Genomic DNA, 14,168 nt, shown 5'->3' on the forward strand with positions numbered 1-14,168 from the left:
GATTCCAATAATTGTCCATTTTTTCATCGCCAGGCGTCGGCGGCCGGAGCGATCAAGACTTCCCAATAAAGAGGAAATTGTTGTTATGTGGTTGAATTACGCGGTGATAGGCTTGGCGGTTCTCGCTCTCCTAGGCGTGGTCCTGGAAGAGGTGATTCACGTAAACAAAGCCAAAATCACCCTTTTCCTTGGCGCATTGGCCTGGATTCTACTCTTTGCATTCAATAGCGGCGATCCCGAACATCAAGAAGCGGTCATTCATGGACTGGAAAGCAATATCGCCGAAATAGCCGGGCTCTGGCTTTTCCTTCTGGCGGCTATGACCTTCGTCGCCTATCTCAACAAAAAGGGAATGATTGAGAACCTTATTTATCTGTTTCTTCCCAAACGGGTATCGGAGCGCAAGCTTTTATTTCTAACGGGCCTGTTCTGTTTTGTTTTCTCCTCTCTCGCCGACAACATCACCGCGACCCTGGTTTCCGTCACCCTGATTCTGTCCCTGCGCATGGACACCGCCAAGACACTGCGCTTCGCCGCTCTCGTAGTATTCTCCGTTAACTCCGGCGGCGTCGCTCTGATCACCGGCGACGTCACCACACTGATGATCTTCCTGCAGCATAAAGTCGACATTCTGGATCTGCTGCTGCTTAGTATTCCCTCTTTCGTCGCCGTTATGTTTATGGCGACTATGTTAAGTTTCGGCCTGTCCGGCGATGTCATCGTGCAGCAGCACCGTACTGACGTGCGCGGTGTTGATATGGCCATCGCCGGCGTGTTTTTGGCGACGATTCTGGGCACCATCGTTCTGAACGTTGTGTACCAGATTCCTCCTGTTCTGACGTTCCTGTTTGGTCTTGCAACGATGTTCCTGGTGGCGCGCTTCTTTAACGACGACATCGAAAACGACCCAATACTGGAATACATCCGCGTTATCGAGTTTGAAACCCTGCTGTTCTTCCTGGGTATTCTGCTGCTGGTTGGCGTACTCAAAGAAGTGCATGTTCTGGAATCCTTACTGGCCATGTACTCGCAAGTGTCGCCGCTGGTGGCGAACTACCTGATGGGTCTGCTGTCCGCGTGTATCGACAACGTGCCTCTGACGGCGGCGCTGCTCAAGTCCGGCATCACCATGAGCAAAGCGGAGTGGATGGGGCTGACCTATGCGGTAGGCGTTGGCGGTTCTCTGCTGGTTATCGGGTCTGCGGCGGGGATTGTTGCGATGTCCAAAGTTCGCGGCCTGACTTTCGGCAGCTACGCCAAGTACGTGCCTGCACTGCTGGGCGCTTATTCCGTCGGTTACGCCGGCGTTTATATGCTGGCCCATTACGCGATGTAAAACTCACGCCGGAGAGCGCAGTGGCGTTCTCCGGTGTTACTTTCTTCTGTCCTTTTCCTTTCTCTCGTCTTCTATTCTTCTTGCTCTTGCTCTTGCTCTTGCTCTTGCTCGCCGGATCTAACTTGCCTGTTCATCAAAATCTGTCGATTGGTTCATGTCCTTGTTCCGTCCGCTCCTTCTAAAGGCGGATTTGTCCTATCAAGGCAGTTGTTAAGCTCCTCGGAGCCTATAAGAACAACAGTTAAACGGGGGCGTCTATGCAGCCTGTCCTTTCCGATATGCTCTATGCGGAATCCGCTTTCGACTCTGCTCCATGGGAAGCGCCGCTCTCCGTAGCTGAGCGCCGACATCTGCTTCTGCAATATGGCGCCCAGTCCAGCGCTTACTTCAGCTTTCAATCAGGAGTGCAGTTTTTTGGCTCCGCTCAGCATGGTTTTGTCAGCTACTGTCCGCTAGACAGGTGGAAGGGTGGGGTGGATGTCGTCTTCAATAATCCGGTATGTGCGGACCAGAATCTGACCTGGCTGCTCAATCGTTTTCTGGCGTCCCGCGAGCGTCCTGCGGTGTTTGTCGGCATTGAGAGCAAGGTGGCGGAGGCGCTGGCGCAGCAGGGCTATGTGGTCAATGAAATGGGCGTGGAATTCAGTTTTTCTCTGCAGGACTTTTGCGTGCGAGGCAAGCACAAGAAGCAGTTACGCCACGCCGCCAATCTGGGGGCGCGCCACGAGTTGAGGGTGGAGGAGCGGCGCGCTTCGCAGGTGGATGCTGAGGAGGTGGAGGCGATCTCGCAGCGTTGGCTCAGGCAGAAGGCGGTGAAGCGTAGTGAGCTGCGTCTGTTGACGCGTCCTCCGCAGCGCCAGGATGAATGGCTGACGCGCCGATTCTATTGTTTTCAGGGAGAGCGATTATTGGGATACATCTACTTCGATCCTTACTTTTCGCAAGGCGCGGTGACCGGATACTGCGCCAATATCTTGCGTTGTCTGCCTGGCGTTGGACCTGCTGGATTACTGGACTACACCATGTTGCAGGCGATTGAGCAGTTTCGCAGGGAAGGCGTGCTGCGACTCTCACTGGGGATTGCGCCTTTACATAACCTGCAGGAAATAGCGGGAGAAAGTCTGTTGTTGCGGCGTCTCGGCCAATGGCTGTATCGCAACGGCTCAGGACTATACGCCTTTGCGCCCCTGGCATACCACAAAACCCGCTATCGTGGAGAGGAGCGTAAATGGTATCTGGCCTACAAAGACCTTTCCCCTCCGCGATTGCTATGGAGCCTGATGGCGGGCACGGGCGTGCTGGGACGCTAAATCCGTTGATGGCGCGATCAGCCTAAAATTCGTCGATGTAGACAATAGGCTCGCAAAGCGGCGACGAGGATGATACTGAAGTGAGTTATAGTCTTTCTGGCATGACGGCGCAGAAGGAATTCAACCATCACTCAGGAGAGACATTTCATGTCATTGGTCAACGTGGAGAAGCGCGGGCATATTCTGTTAATCGGGCTGAATCGCCCGGAAAAAATGAACGCCCTGACAGTGGCGATGTTTCACGACATCGCGGCGGCGTATGGACGACTCCAGCGTGAAGCTGATTTGCGAGTCGGTTTATTGTGGGCGCAGGGCGACCACTTCACTGCGGGTTTGGAGCTGAACGACTGGGCGGAGACCTTCGCGACAGGACAGCCGCCGGAATTGAGCGCAGGCGAAATCGATCCCTTTTTCATCAGTGGCGAACCGCTGCGTAAACCGGTGGTGATGGCGGCGCAAGGGTACTGCTACACCTGCGGTGTGGAGATGATGCTGAACACGGATGTGCGTATCGCGGCGGATAATACCCGTTTCGGGCAATTGGAAGTGAAACGCGGCTTATTCGCCTGCGGCGGCGCCACACTACGTTTGCAACAGGAAATCGGCTGGGCGAATGCGCAGCGCTATTTGTTAACCGGGGACGTCTGGACCGCCCAGGACGCCTATCGTTGGGGGCTGGTGCAGGAGCTGGTCGAGCCAGGAGCGCAGTTGGAAAAGGCCCTGGAAATCGCAGAGCGCATCGCCAACGCGGCGCCTCTCGGCGTGCAGGGTAGCCTGGCCTCTTCTAAGCTGGCGCGTCTGCAGGGAGAAGAGGTCGCCAAAGCGCAGTTGTTCAGCGAGATCAAAAGCCTGATGAACAGCGAGGATATGCAGGAAGGCATCGCGTCTTTTCTGGAGCGACGCGACGCTGTTTTTAAAGGCAGATAACCCGCTTAGAGAAATATCAGCACAATCCCGGGCCAGGCCACCAGAATCGCCAGGCGCAATATATCGGCGATGATAAAGGGCGTCACGCCCTTGTAGCACTCAAGCAGATTGATGTGCTCCGCCTGAGACTTGAGCACGAAGATGTTCATACCCACCGGCGGCGTGATCAGGCCAATCTCAATCGCCACCACCGCCAGCACGCCGAACCAGATGGCGGTGTGCTCCGGCGGCATGTTGAAATTCAGCGACATCACTACCGGGAAGAAGATCGGCACGGTGAGCAGCAGCATCGACATACTGTCGAGGAAACATCCCAAAGCAAGGTAGATCAACAGCAGAATGATGATCACCGCCGTGGCGCTCAGGTGCATGGAGGTAATGGCGTCTGCGAAGGCATTGGGGATGTTGGAGAGAACGATTACGGAGTTGAACAGGTCCGCCCCCAGTATGATGAAAAACACCAGACCGGTAGTGACGGCGGTCTCCCTGAAGATTTTCATCAGCGCCTGCCTGTCGAGCTGGCGTTTGAGCTGAGCCAGCAGCCAGGTGGCGAAAGCGCCGATGGCGGCGCCTTCCGTGACGGTAAACACACCGCCGTAAATCCCTCCTAACAAGCCGAGGAAGATCGCCAGCACCGGCGTGACTCGCAGCAACGCCGACAGTCTTTCTACGGCGGACGCCTTGTGAGTTTGCGGTCCTACGGAAGGAAACAGTCGCACGTAAACCTGCACCGCCAGCAAATAGCCGATGGTGGCGATAATGCCGGGCACGGCGGCGGCGATAAAGAGCTTGGAAATGTTCTGCTCCGTCAATAAGGCGTAAATCACCAGCGCGATGGATGGCGGAATCAGTATCCCCAGAGTGCCGCCGGCGGCGAGGACGCCCGCGCTTAATTGATTGGAATAGCCATGGCGCTGCATTTCCGGCAGCGCCACTTTCGACATGGTCAGGGTGGTGGCCAGGGAAGAGCCGCTGATGGCGCCGAAAAACGCGCAACTGGTGATGGAGGCCATGGCGAGTCCGCCGCGCACGGAGCCGAACCAGGAGTTGCAGGCGCTGAACAGAGTTTTATTAAGGTTGGCGACGGTGGCGAATTGCGCCATCAGCAGGAACATGGGAATGACGGCGAGATCATATGAGGAAAACCGGTAGAAAGGACCGGAATTAAAATGATTCATCAACGCATCCCAGCCCAGGATGGCGGTATAACCCGCCGCCCCGGTCAACAACATGGCCGCAGCCACCGGGATGCGCAGAAAAATCAACACGAGCAGCGAGGCGAAGGCGATTACGCCGATATACAGATCATCCATAAGGGCCTTGTCCTTGGCTATTTATCGGTGACTAATTTCTGCAATAAGTTACTCACGGCGATCAGCGCCGACAGAAAGCAGGGCGGCGCGCAGGCTAGCAGCACCCAGCCTAACGGGATGGCGAGGATCATGGTTTGTTCGTCGTAGGAAAAGAACTCCTCGGCGCCGTGCACAAGGCGCCAGCCGATGAACGCGAAGATCGCGCAAAGCGCGCATTCGGCGATCATGCAGGCGGCTTTCTCCAACCCAAGGGGGAGGCGCTTGATGAGGAGGTCCACCGCCAGGTGTTTATAGCCGTATTGGCAGGCGGGGAAGGTGTAAAAGATCGCGGTAGCGACGCCGATTTCGACAATTTCGAAATCGCCCGTCACCGCCGTTCCGAACAACCAGCGTCCGAACACGGAAATGGTCACCATCATGACGATGGCGACCAGCGCAGCGCCGCTGAGATAAGCGCTGCACTGCGCCGCGATGGCAAGCCAGGCGTCAGCGGTGCGGACGCTTTGGCGCAAGGCGGGATATGTCGACAGCGCAATCATAACTGTCGCGACTTCTCATATTGAGTAACCAGATCTTCAGCTTGCCGCAGTAGATACTCGCCGTTTTTGTTCTGGGAATTCACTTTGGCGACCCAGTCTTCCCGCACAGGCTTCACCCGTTTCTCCCACTCCTTCAACTGATCCGCCTTGATGGAATAAAAACGGTTGCCGTTTTTCTTGGCCAACTCTATTCCCACTTTCTCGAAATCGTCCATGGCCTTGCCGATCTGTTTGCTCAATGCGATGCCGGAATTACGGTCGATAATGGCTCTCAGGTCCTCGGGCAGGGAATCGTATTTCTTCTTGTTCATCGCCAGGATGAAGGTGGCGGTGTACAGGCCGCGAGCGCCGCTGAGCAGGGTATGGCTTTCCGCCAGTTCGTCCAGCTTCAGTGAGGGCACCACTTCGAACGGCAACAACGCTGCGTTGATGACGCCTTTGGAAATGGCCTGCGGCACTTCCGGGGCGGGCATGAACAAGGGATTGGCTCCCAGTAGACGCAGGGCTTCCCCCGACGCTCTGGTGGGGGCGCGTATTTTGAGGGACTCTAAATCAGCGATCTGCTCAATGGGCTTGCCGAGGATATGGAAAGAACCGGCGGCGTGGGTATGCAGGGACAACACGTGCACATCCTGATACTCCTCCGGCGCATACTTTTCTATGAAGGTATGAAACGCCTGGCTGGTCGCTTCCGCAGACGAGGCCACGAAAGGAAGTTCAAACACCGAGGTCATTTGAAAGCGGCTGGGCGTATAGCCGGGCAGAGTCCAGATGATATCGACGATGCCGTTTCTGACCTGATCGAACAATTGCTGTGGCTTGCCCCCCAACTGCATGGAGGGGTAGATGCTTATTTTGATGCGTCCTTCGGATTCCTTTTCAATCTTTTCCGCCCATGGCTCCATCCAGCCCTCTTGATCCAGAGAGGTCGCCGGCAGGAAATGATGCATCCGCAGCGTGACTTCCGCCGCGTGGGAGAAAGCAGGGAAAAGCAGTGTAGTGAAAAGTAATGTCGCTAAAAAAAGCGTAGTGGCGGCGAGTGACATCGCCAGCAGGGTTAGAAATTTAGAGGTAAGTTTGGGTTGTTTGTGCGCCCTGGCCGCAAGCAGGGCGTCGCCAAGTCGCATGACGGCGTGTGATCGCATGGCTTCCTTCTCCAACTCAGTTCTTAGAATGAGCGCGCTATCGACCCCTTTAGCGCTGCAGGTCCTACATTAAAGTAATGTCGGGAGCCCCGTCAATCTGATGACTTGTTTTGAATTTGGAAGGGTGAACGGGTCGCGTTATCGCGGCAAAAGCGCTTGCAACAAGAGGCGAAAACCCCGGTCCGTCGACGACGCCCGGGGTCTTAAGAGGCTAGAAGCCGACTGGCTTGCCCTGTTCCAGGGACGCGTAGGCGGCGTTGGCGAGCTTCAAGGCGTTAACGCCATCCTGTACGCCGACGGGCATCGGAGATTGCGTCACCAGCGCCTGCACGAAAGCGGCCATTTCAGCCTGATAGGCGGCGGCGTAACGTTGCAGGAAGAAGTCTTCCAGCCTGTCGCTGCTTTCCCCTTCCGCGCCGAAGCGATGCAATTGAGTAGGTTTGATATTGTGCGCTTGCAACATGCCTTTTGCGCCGAAAGCTTCCACGCGCTGGTCATAGCCGTAGGCGGCGCGGCGACTGTTAAGAATGACGCACTGGGCGCCACTCACGGTGGTCAGGGTAATGGTGGCGGTGTCGATGTCGCCAGCCTGGCCAATGGCGGGATCAACCTGACAACTGCCGATCGCGTGAACGTCCCGCAGGGGCTCGTTCAACAGCCATAACGCCATGTCAAAATCGTGAATGGTCATGTCCCGGAACAGGCCGCCGGACACTTTGATGTACTCCACGGGCGGCGGCGAAGGGTCGCGACTGGTGATCACCAGTTGCTCCAGTTTGCCGAGATCGCCAAGACCGCGTTGCAGGGCGGCGAAAGAGGGATCGAAGCGGCGGTTGAACGCCACGAAGTAGGGCAGGCCGCTTTGTTGCACGTGTTCCGCTACGCCGCTGGCGCTGTTGATATCCAGATCAATCGGCTTTTCGCAAAATACCGCTTTGCCCGCATTGAGCGCCGCGTGACTGAGTTCCGCGTGGGTGTTGGTGGACGTGGCGATGATCACGGCGTCCACGTCATCAGCATTAATGGCGGCGTTTACATCCACCACTTTCGCGCCGACTTTTTCCGCCAGATCCCGCGCCGCCTCTTCCCGGGGATCGGCAATGTAACGAAGATCCACGTTCAGGTTCGCCTTGGCGTTCAACGCGTGAATGACGCCGATGCGGCCTGCGCCGAGAAGACTGATTCGAATCATAAAATTGCGCCTCTACTTTATACGCTGGTTATCACAACAGTAATAAGGTTTGCCTTTCATCCATACTGACGATGCAAACGGCGCGACCGGCGGGGAAGCTCGCGTTATCCCTGAGTCGGCCCGGCGTCAGCCGTCGCCCAGCTGTTGCTGCTCAATCTGGTAGGCCATGCCGATAACCAGAGCCTGAGCCAGACACAGACTGGATGTCAGCGAGCGGAATCCGCGCACCTCGCTTTCCTTCACGTCGAAATAGACGGAGGAAATAGGCGCCAGCGGACTCAGCCGGCTGTCAGTAATACTGATAATGGGAACGCCGTTTTCATAAGCCTTGATCACCGCTGCGCGAGTTTCCTGAGCGTAAGGGCTGTAACTGATGGCCACCAACACATCGCTTTTGTCCAGAAGTGACGCCTGCTCCTGCAACATGCCGCCACTGCCGTCGATCAGATACACCCTGCGTTTGATCTGACGCAGCGCGTAGGTGAGGTAAGACGCGACGGAGAAGGACCGGCGCATGCCCAGTACGTGAATGGCTTTGGCGTTATGCAGCAGCTTGATGGCGGCGTCCATGCTCTCGTCGGACACCATCTCCGGCAGGTGCTCCAGACTGAGCAGGTTGCCGTTGACGAATTCGTTGAGGATGGCGTGGGAGGTCACTTTGCCGGAATGGACCGGTTGCGCACTGGAGAGACGAATACGTTCGCGGTAACTGGTGCTGTTTTCCACCAGTTTCTGACGAAACAATTGCTGCATTTCGCTGAAGCCATCGTAGCCAAACGCCGCCGCGAAGCGTATCAGCGCGGAAGGCGTTACTTCCGCCTGTTCCGCAATGACGGACACCGTCTCCATCGCCACTGTGCTGGGATGGTCCATGACGAACTGCGCGATTTGCTTGAGCCGTTTGCTGAGATCGTTGTAGCGCTCAGTGATGGCCTGCTGCAGTTCTAGTAAGTTGGTGGGCTTAATCGCGGTGGACAATTCGATTCTCCGGCAATGAAAATGAAATACAGTGTCGCCAATCCTACAAGAAAATTTCAGTGCGGAGCGAGTGTAAATTCACTTCCAGATTGCGCTGAGGCCGCGCCAGCGAGGCGATGCAAGAACAAACCAGCGCCGCAAAAACGTGAATGTGGTTTTGGAATGGCTGGTTCAAGGCGTTCATGCGGCCCCCGGTTTGTTGGCTTCTTGTTGTTCTACGGCGCTCCAATAATGGAACGTATGATCCATCCTATTTAAAAAAAACACGCTTTTCAAACTTTTTGTTCCAAAATTAATTGAAATGGAATTTTCCCTTCTTTTCTGGGATAGCTTGTTCTATTCCGCCTCTAATCTATCTATATGGCGCAATATGGCCTATCTATATGGGATCGAAAGCTGACTTCGGGTGCTTGAAAAAGTTTGTCTGAAATTAAAATTATTGAAATTTTTGTTTCGTTTGTGAAATGATTGTTTTAATCTTGATTCGCATTGGCCATCACGGCGCCTGTAGTAACAGACGGAGTTGCGCTGCGCGGCCATCAAAACAACAATTTCCGTGTTAAGCAGACGGTATCTAATTCGCAGGTGGGTATGAGTAAGAAGACACTACGAGTCGGCCTGATCGGTAGCGGTTACATGGGCAAGGCGCACGCGATTGCGTTTCGCTCAGCCCCCGCTGTATTTGAACTCTCAGCGGACATCGAGCTTGATATGCTGGCGGATATCAGCGCTGAGCAGGCGGCGGCGAAAGCGGCGGTGATGGGGTTTAAGCGCTCAACCGGAGACTGGCGTGAACTGGTCAACGATCCTGATATTGATGTAGTGGATATCTGTTCTCCCAACTGGCTGCATAAAGAGATGGCGCTGGCGGCCATCGCCGCCGGCAAGCATGTTTACTCGGAGAAACCTCTGGCGCTGAATGCGGCGGATGCGCGCATGATGACCGAGGCGGCGGAACGAGCCGGGGTAAAGACGCTGGTTGGCTTCAACTATGCGAAAAATCCGACGGTGAGTCTGGCTCGGGAAATTATCCGCAGCGGTGAACTGGGTGAAGTCGTGCACTTCCGCGGCACGCACAATGAAGACTATCTCTGCGATCCCGAAGCTCCGTTCAGTTGGCGTCTGAAGCGTGAGTTTTCCGGCTCTGGAACATTGGGAGACATGGGCTCTCACATTATCAATATGGCGCAATATCTGGTCGGCGATATCACGGAAGTGGTGGCGGACCTGAAAACCGTGCACAAGAAACGCCCCATCGCCAACGCGCCCGGTGAGTTTGGCGAAGTGGAAAACGACGATCAGGTTCACCTGTTGGCGCGCTTTGCTAACGGCGCTCAGGGTACGCTGGAGTCCAGCCGCATTGCCTGCGGACGCAAGAATTCGCTTTGGTTCGAAGTGACTGGAACCCTGGGTACGTTGATTTATGATCAGGAGCGGTTGAGCGAGTTGCAGTTTTACTCCCGCAAAGACGCCGGGCCGCGGGAAGGATTTCGACGCATATTAGTTGGCCCCGAACATCCGGATTACGCCAATTTCTGCGTGTCAGCGGGTCATGGTCTGGGCTACAACGATCAAAAAGTTGTGGAAGTGCGGGATCTGGTGGAAGGCCTTTGCGCAGAACGCCCCATGTGGCCGCAGTTTCGCCATGCCTATGAAGTGAACCGGGTGCTGGATGCGGTGGAGTTGTCTCATCAGGAGCGCCGCTGGGTCAGTATCGACGAGATCGCTTGATGCGCCGCGAGACGCAGTTCAACAGGATTAATCATTCAATAAGTTCGTAGAGGAGAGCCCGATGTCGCATCTGTTACGCAAAGCCAGACGGGAGCAACAGCAACGTATCCATGTCACGCCGGAAAATGCGTCCTGGAAATACGTGGGATTTCAGGCGCTGGCGTTGCAGGCGGGGGAGACCTGGGAGGGGGCGTTCGCCGATGCTGAATGTTGCCTGGTGCTGGTGGCGGGGAAAGCGACATTAGAGGCCGGGGCGGAGACGTTCGAGAACATTGGCGAGCGCCTGTCGCCCTTTGAAAAGCTGCCGCCCTATGCGGTGTATGTCCCGCCCGCCATGCGTATTCGCATTAGCGCGCAAACGGATCTGGAAGTCGGTCTTGGCTTGTCTTCCCAGGTATCCGGCCAGTATCCGGTGCGTTTGATCAAACCGGATCAGGTGGCGGTGATGAACCGTGGCGAGGGCAGTAATCTGCGCCGCATTCACAATATCCTGATGCTGGATCAGCCGGCGGAGCGACTGCTGTTGACGGAAGTGTTCACGCCCAGCGGCAACTGGTCCAGTTATCCGCCGCACAAACATGACTCTGACCGTCTGCCGGAAGAGTCTTATCTGGAAGAAACCTATTATCATCGCATCAATCCGGCTCAGGGATTTGTATTTCAGCGGGTCTACAACGACGACCGCTCTCTCGATGAAACTATGTCCGTGTACGACGGCGATTGTGTGATTGTGCCTGAAGGCTACCACCCGGTCGGCGTGCCTCATGGTTATGAATCTTATTACCTCAACGTGATGGCGGGACCGGTTCGTGACTGGAAGTTTCACAACGATCCAGACCACGAATGGATTCTGTCCTCATCATGAAGCCCTCTCGCTGCGACCTGTAGAGCGTCATAGGCGCTTAGCCTATTAACATGGCAATGGTATTGGCATGTTAAAAATCAGGCGGCCACCTGTCCCGGTGGCTTTTTTTATTTTGGCGGGGCGCCTCTTGTGAAAACGCCTGCGCCCCGGTAGCGTATATTTGAACGTTTTCCTTCTACCTACTGCCTGGCGAATAAGCTGCTATGGCGGACAAATAGCCGTTCTTTCATTTGTCTGAAAACGACAGGATCTTTATGGGTTCTGGATTCTGTGGCGGGTCGCCGCGCAGACGCATCCTGTGATTGCTTTATTATCGAAACAGAGGAGATCGGGCGATGACGATGGTGATTGATGAGGAGAAAATTGACGCAACCGTATTGGCTCTATTGCATCTGACGCTGCACCAGGGCAACCGGGCCTGGAAAGGTTTCGATTGGGAGGTCATGAACCGGCTCTACGAAAAGGGGCTGATCCACGACCCGGTAGAAAAAACCAAATCCGTCGCTTTGACCGAACGCGGCATGCAGGAATCCGAGCGTTTGTTCCAGCGCTTTTTCGTCAAGGAAGAGCAGGAATAATCCCCGAGCCTCGTGTGGCCTTATAAACGGTGAAAGAATTCCGGGCGCCCGCTGAACCACTCTATCAATAGCTCCTTGAAATAAATCAGCTTCTTCGGTTGATAGCGTTGGGCGGGAAACACCACGTATAGCGTGTGGGTGTGGGAAGGGTAGTCCTCCAGCAGTCGCACCAGCCGCCCGCTTTGAATATCTCGATAGGCTTCATAAAGCGGCAGCTTGGTGACGCCAAGCCCTTCCACTGCGCATTGCCGCATCATGGGATATTGATTGGCGGCGATCTCCGCCTGTATCGGTATGCTGATCTCGCGCTCGGGACCGGTAAATCTCCACTGGCTCAGTTGCTGATGCTGGTTGTGGGCGATGCAGGGAAAGCGCGTCAGCTCCTCCGGGGTTTCCGGTTTGCCATGGCGCACGATGAATTCCGGGCTGGCGCAGATGGCGTCCACCATCGCTCCCAAGGGGCGCGCGATCAGATAAGGATCTGGTTGCGGCGTGGCGCGAATGGCGAGATCGAACTCCTCCGCGAACAGGTTGCGGCTCTCATTGGCGAGGTCGATTTGCACTTTTACCCGGGGATAACGCAACCGAAACAGTTTGAGGATCTCCGGCATCATGGAAATGCCCAGAGAAACCGGACAGGTAAAGCGCAGCACGCCAACCGCATCCGCATTTAAATCATTCACCACCTCTGTCGCCTGACGAAACAGGGCCTGAATTTCCGTGCTATAACGAAACAACGCTTCGCCGGCTTCCGTAAGCCGCAAGCTCCGGGTGGTGCGGTGCAGCAGTTGAGTCTGCAGCAACGCCTCCAACGCCTTGATCTGTTTGCTGACCTGAGACTTGGAGCTGTTCAGGCTGGTGGCGGCCTGGGTGAAGCTACCGTCCTGCGCCACCTGATGAAAGGCGGCGATTAGGTCTAGGTGAGTCAATAAGTTCTGCATATTGTTTCTGTATGGAAACAGTGAGTTGGTTTTTAGCTAGATTATCTCGAAGGTGTTTTTCATTAAAGTGGATTCATCAACAATCAGCGTGGAGAAAGCACAATGAAAATCGTAGTGATCGGCGCCTCAGGCACAATTGGCAAAGCGGTTGTAGAGAACCTTCAGGATCGGCATGAAGTGATCAAGGTCGGCAAGAACAGCGGCGATTATCAGGTGGATATCGCGGATGAATCCTCTATCAAGGCGCTGTTTGAAAAGGTTGGCGAGTTTGACGCGTTAGTCAGCGCCACGGGCGATCTGGCGTTTGCGGCGCTGGGGGAAATGACCTCTGAGCAATGGGACGTTGGGTTGCGCAGTAAGCTGATGGGGCAGATTAATCTGGTGCGTCATGGTTTGAAATATGTTCGCGATCAGGGTTCTTTCACACTGACCAGCGGTATTCTCAGCATTGATCCTATCGCCTGGGGCGCAGCGGCCGCCACAGTGAACGGCGCCCTGGAGCACTTCGCCGTGGCGGCGGCGATCGAAGCGCCTCGCGGGGTGCGTATTAACGTCATCAGCCCGACAGTATTAACGGAATCCTGGGATCAGTACGGTGCGTTTTTTCCCGGTGAAACGCCAGTGGACGCTGTGAAGGTGGCGAAAGCGTTTCAAAAATCCATAGAAGGCGCGCAGACTGGCAAAGTGATTTATCTGCGAGGTTAGAGCGATATACTCTGGCCTCTGATGCGCTCGGAGCCTCGGGCGCAAGTAGCGGTTCTCAACAGCCAGACAGAGGGCGTATGGATCGGCGGTTAGTGGTGAAATACCTGGCGGACGCGCCGGAAGCGGTTCCCGCCCTGGCGGCGTCTTTTGAGACGGAGTGGCCAGGTTGGTATGGCCCGAAAGGGCCTGGTGACGCGGCAGCGGATTTGCGTCAGTTCTGTTCCCGGGACGCTTTGCCGGTAGGGATGGTGGCCTTCCTGGACGGTGAACTGGTCGGCGTGGCGGCATTGAAAGCGCAATCCATTGTCACGCATCCGCATCTTGGTCCCTGGGCGGCGGCGGGTTGGGTGAAGCCCGAACTGCGCCGACGCGGACTGGGCGCAGCGCTGCTGACAGCGTTGGAAGACGCAGCGTTAGCGATGGGGTATGACAAACTTTATTGCGGCACGGCGACTTCCGCCTCGTTGATGCGCCGAGGTGGCTGGCGCTTGTTGGAAGAACTGGATTATCACGGCGAAAAAGTGGGTCTGTACTACAAAGCGCTTGGCGCCGCCGACGTTCCGGCGTCGTAAACGGCCATGGCTTTCAGACCCGAAAGAGCAGGCGAG

The 14,168-nt window shown here is 55.7% G+C and carries 14 protein-coding genes; 8 read left to right on the plus strand and 6 right to left on the minus strand.

Features of this window, described 5'->3' with window-relative positions; genetic code table 11:
• Positions 1-85 precede the first annotated feature (85 nt).
• The 3 genes from nhaD to EUZ85_RS07595 all read left to right on the plus strand — a co-directional run bounded on the left by nhaD (position 86) and on the right by EUZ85_RS07595 (position 3,573).
• Positions 86-1,336: a sodium:proton antiporter NhaD gene (gene nhaD / locus EUZ85_RS07585; RefSeq protein WP_127968724.1), complete on the plus strand. Its 1,251-nt coding sequence runs from the start codon at positions 86-88 to the stop codon at positions 1,334-1,336.
• Positions 1,337-1,593: 257 nt separating this feature from the next.
• Positions 1,594-2,646: a DUF2156 domain-containing protein gene (locus EUZ85_RS07590; RefSeq protein ID WP_127968725.1), complete on the plus strand. Its 1,053-nt coding sequence runs from the start codon at positions 1,594-1,596 to the stop codon at positions 2,644-2,646.
• A 147-nt stretch (positions 2,647-2,793) separates the two neighbouring features.
• A complete protein-coding gene (locus EUZ85_RS07595) occupies positions 2,794-3,573 on the plus strand; it encodes a crotonase/enoyl-CoA hydratase family protein (RefSeq protein WP_127968726.1) in 780 nt (259 codons plus the stop codon).
• A gap of 5 nt (positions 3,574-3,578) precedes the next feature.
• Here the strand turns inward: EUZ85_RS07595 and EUZ85_RS07600 are convergent, their stop codons facing one another.
• From EUZ85_RS07600 to EUZ85_RS07620, 5 genes are all read right to left on the minus strand, one after another.
• Positions 3,579-4,886: a TRAP transporter large permease gene (locus EUZ85_RS07600; protein ID WP_127968727.1), complete on the minus strand. Its 1,308-nt coding sequence runs from the start codon at positions 4,884-4,886 to the stop codon at positions 3,579-3,581.
• A 17-nt stretch (positions 4,887-4,903) separates the two neighbouring features.
• On the minus strand, positions 4,904-5,425 hold the full coding sequence (locus tag EUZ85_RS07605) for a TRAP transporter small permease (protein WP_127968728.1): 522 nt from the start codon (positions 5,423-5,425) through the stop codon (positions 4,904-4,906).
• On the minus strand, positions 5,422-6,570 hold the full coding sequence (locus EUZ85_RS07610) for a TRAP transporter substrate-binding protein (protein ID WP_241566983.1): 1,149 nt from the start codon (positions 6,568-6,570) through the stop codon (positions 5,422-5,424). Before EUZ85_RS07610 ends, EUZ85_RS07605 begins: the two co-directional genes overlap by 4 nt.
• Before the next feature lie 211 nt (positions 6,571-6,781).
• The gene (gene iolG / locus EUZ85_RS07615; protein ID WP_127968729.1) at positions 6,782-7,762 is read right to left on the minus strand and encodes an inositol 2-dehydrogenase; all 981 of its coding nucleotides are present in this window, start codon (positions 7,760-7,762) and stop codon (positions 6,782-6,784) included.
• Between the two features lie 126 nt (positions 7,763-7,888).
• Complete coding sequence (locus EUZ85_RS07620; protein WP_127968730.1) at positions 7,889-8,740, minus strand: MurR/RpiR family transcriptional regulator; 852 nt, start codon at positions 8,738-8,740, stop codon at positions 7,889-7,891.
• A gap of 591 nt (positions 8,741-9,331) precedes the next feature.
• On the opposite strand from EUZ85_RS07620, the gene EUZ85_RS07625 reads away from it, so the two are divergent.
• The 3 genes from EUZ85_RS07625 to EUZ85_RS07635 all read left to right on the plus strand — a co-directional run bounded on the left by EUZ85_RS07625 (position 9,332) and on the right by EUZ85_RS07635 (position 11,914).
• Positions 9,332-10,471, plus strand: a complete 1,140-nt coding sequence (locus EUZ85_RS07625) for a Gfo/Idh/MocA family protein (protein WP_127968731.1) — start codon at positions 9,332-9,334, stop codon at positions 10,469-10,471.
• A gap of 61 nt (positions 10,472-10,532) precedes the next feature.
• Complete coding sequence (gene iolB / locus EUZ85_RS07630; RefSeq protein WP_127968732.1) at positions 10,533-11,336, plus strand: 5-deoxy-glucuronate isomerase; 804 nt, start codon at positions 10,533-10,535, stop codon at positions 11,334-11,336.
• A 335-nt stretch (positions 11,337-11,671) separates the two neighbouring features.
• Positions 11,672-11,914 carry a DUF6429 family protein gene (locus tag EUZ85_RS07635; protein WP_127968733.1) on the plus strand — a complete coding sequence of 81 codons (243 nt, stop codon included), beginning with the start codon at positions 11,672-11,674 and terminating at the stop codon, positions 11,912-11,914.
• A gap of 20 nt (positions 11,915-11,934) precedes the next feature.
• Here the strand turns inward: EUZ85_RS07635 and EUZ85_RS07640 are convergent, their stop codons facing one another.
• Positions 11,935-12,855: a LysR family transcriptional regulator gene (locus EUZ85_RS07640; protein WP_127968734.1), complete on the minus strand. Its 921-nt coding sequence runs from the start codon at positions 12,853-12,855 to the stop codon at positions 11,935-11,937.
• Positions 12,856-12,957: 102 nt separating this feature from the next.
• Between EUZ85_RS07640 and EUZ85_RS07645 the strand changes: the two genes are divergently transcribed.
• Positions 12,958-13,560, plus strand: coding sequence for a short chain dehydrogenase (locus EUZ85_RS07645; RefSeq protein ID WP_127968735.1), 603 nt, complete (start codon positions 12,958-12,960; stop codon positions 13,558-13,560).
• A 77-nt stretch (positions 13,561-13,637) separates the two neighbouring features.
• Positions 13,638-14,132 (plus strand): GNAT family N-acetyltransferase, encoded by a 495-nt coding sequence (locus EUZ85_RS07650; protein ID WP_127968736.1) that lies wholly within the window; start codon positions 13,638-13,640, stop codon positions 14,130-14,132.
• The last annotated feature ends 36 nt before the right edge of the window (positions 14,133-14,168 follow it).

Source organism: Hahella sp. KA22 (assembly GCF_004135205.1).
Lineage (GTDB): Bacteria > Pseudomonadota > Gammaproteobacteria > Pseudomonadales > Oleiphilaceae > Hahella.

Excerpts from the sequence above, each read along its gene's own strand:
- EUZ85_RS07605 (WP_127968728.1), bottom strand. The coding sequence starts at position 5,425 with ATGATTGCGCTGTCGACATATCCCGCCTTGCGCCAAAGCGTCCGCACC.
- EUZ85_RS07635 (WP_127968733.1), top strand. The coding sequence starts at position 11,672 with ATGACGATGGTGATTGATGAGGAGAAAATTGACGCAACCGTATTGGCT.
- iolB (WP_127968732.1), top strand. The coding sequence starts at position 10,533 with ATGTCGCATCTGTTACGCAAAGCCAGACGGGAGCAACAGCAACGTATC.
- EUZ85_RS07610 (WP_241566983.1), bottom strand. The coding sequence starts at position 6,570 with ATGCGATCACACGCCGTCATGCGACTTGGCGACGCCCTGCTTGCGGCC.
- EUZ85_RS07600 (WP_127968727.1), bottom strand. The coding sequence starts at position 4,886 with ATGGATGATCTGTATATCGGCGTAATCGCCTTCGCCTCGCTGCTCGTG.
- EUZ85_RS07590 (WP_127968725.1), top strand. The coding sequence starts at position 1,594 with ATGCAGCCTGTCCTTTCCGATATGCTCTATGCGGAATCCGCTTTCGAC.
- iolG (WP_127968729.1), bottom strand. The coding sequence starts at position 7,762 with ATGATTCGAATCAGTCTTCTCGGCGCAGGCCGCATCGGCGTCATTCAC.
- EUZ85_RS07595 (WP_127968726.1), top strand. The coding sequence starts at position 2,794 with ATGTCATTGGTCAACGTGGAGAAGCGCGGGCATATTCTGTTAATCGGG.
- EUZ85_RS07640 (WP_127968734.1), bottom strand. The coding sequence starts at position 12,855 with ATGCAGAACTTATTGACTCACCTAGACCTAATCGCCGCCTTTCATCAG.
- EUZ85_RS07645 (WP_127968735.1), top strand. The coding sequence starts at position 12,958 with ATGAAAATCGTAGTGATCGGCGCCTCAGGCACAATTGGCAAAGCGGTT.
- EUZ85_RS07650 (WP_127968736.1), top strand. The coding sequence starts at position 13,638 with ATGGATCGGCGGTTAGTGGTGAAATACCTGGCGGACGCGCCGGAAGCG.
- nhaD (WP_127968724.1), top strand. The coding sequence starts at position 86 with ATGTGGTTGAATTACGCGGTGATAGGCTTGGCGGTTCTCGCTCTCCTA.
- EUZ85_RS07625 (WP_127968731.1), top strand. The coding sequence starts at position 9,332 with ATGAGTAAGAAGACACTACGAGTCGGCCTGATCGGTAGCGGTTACATG.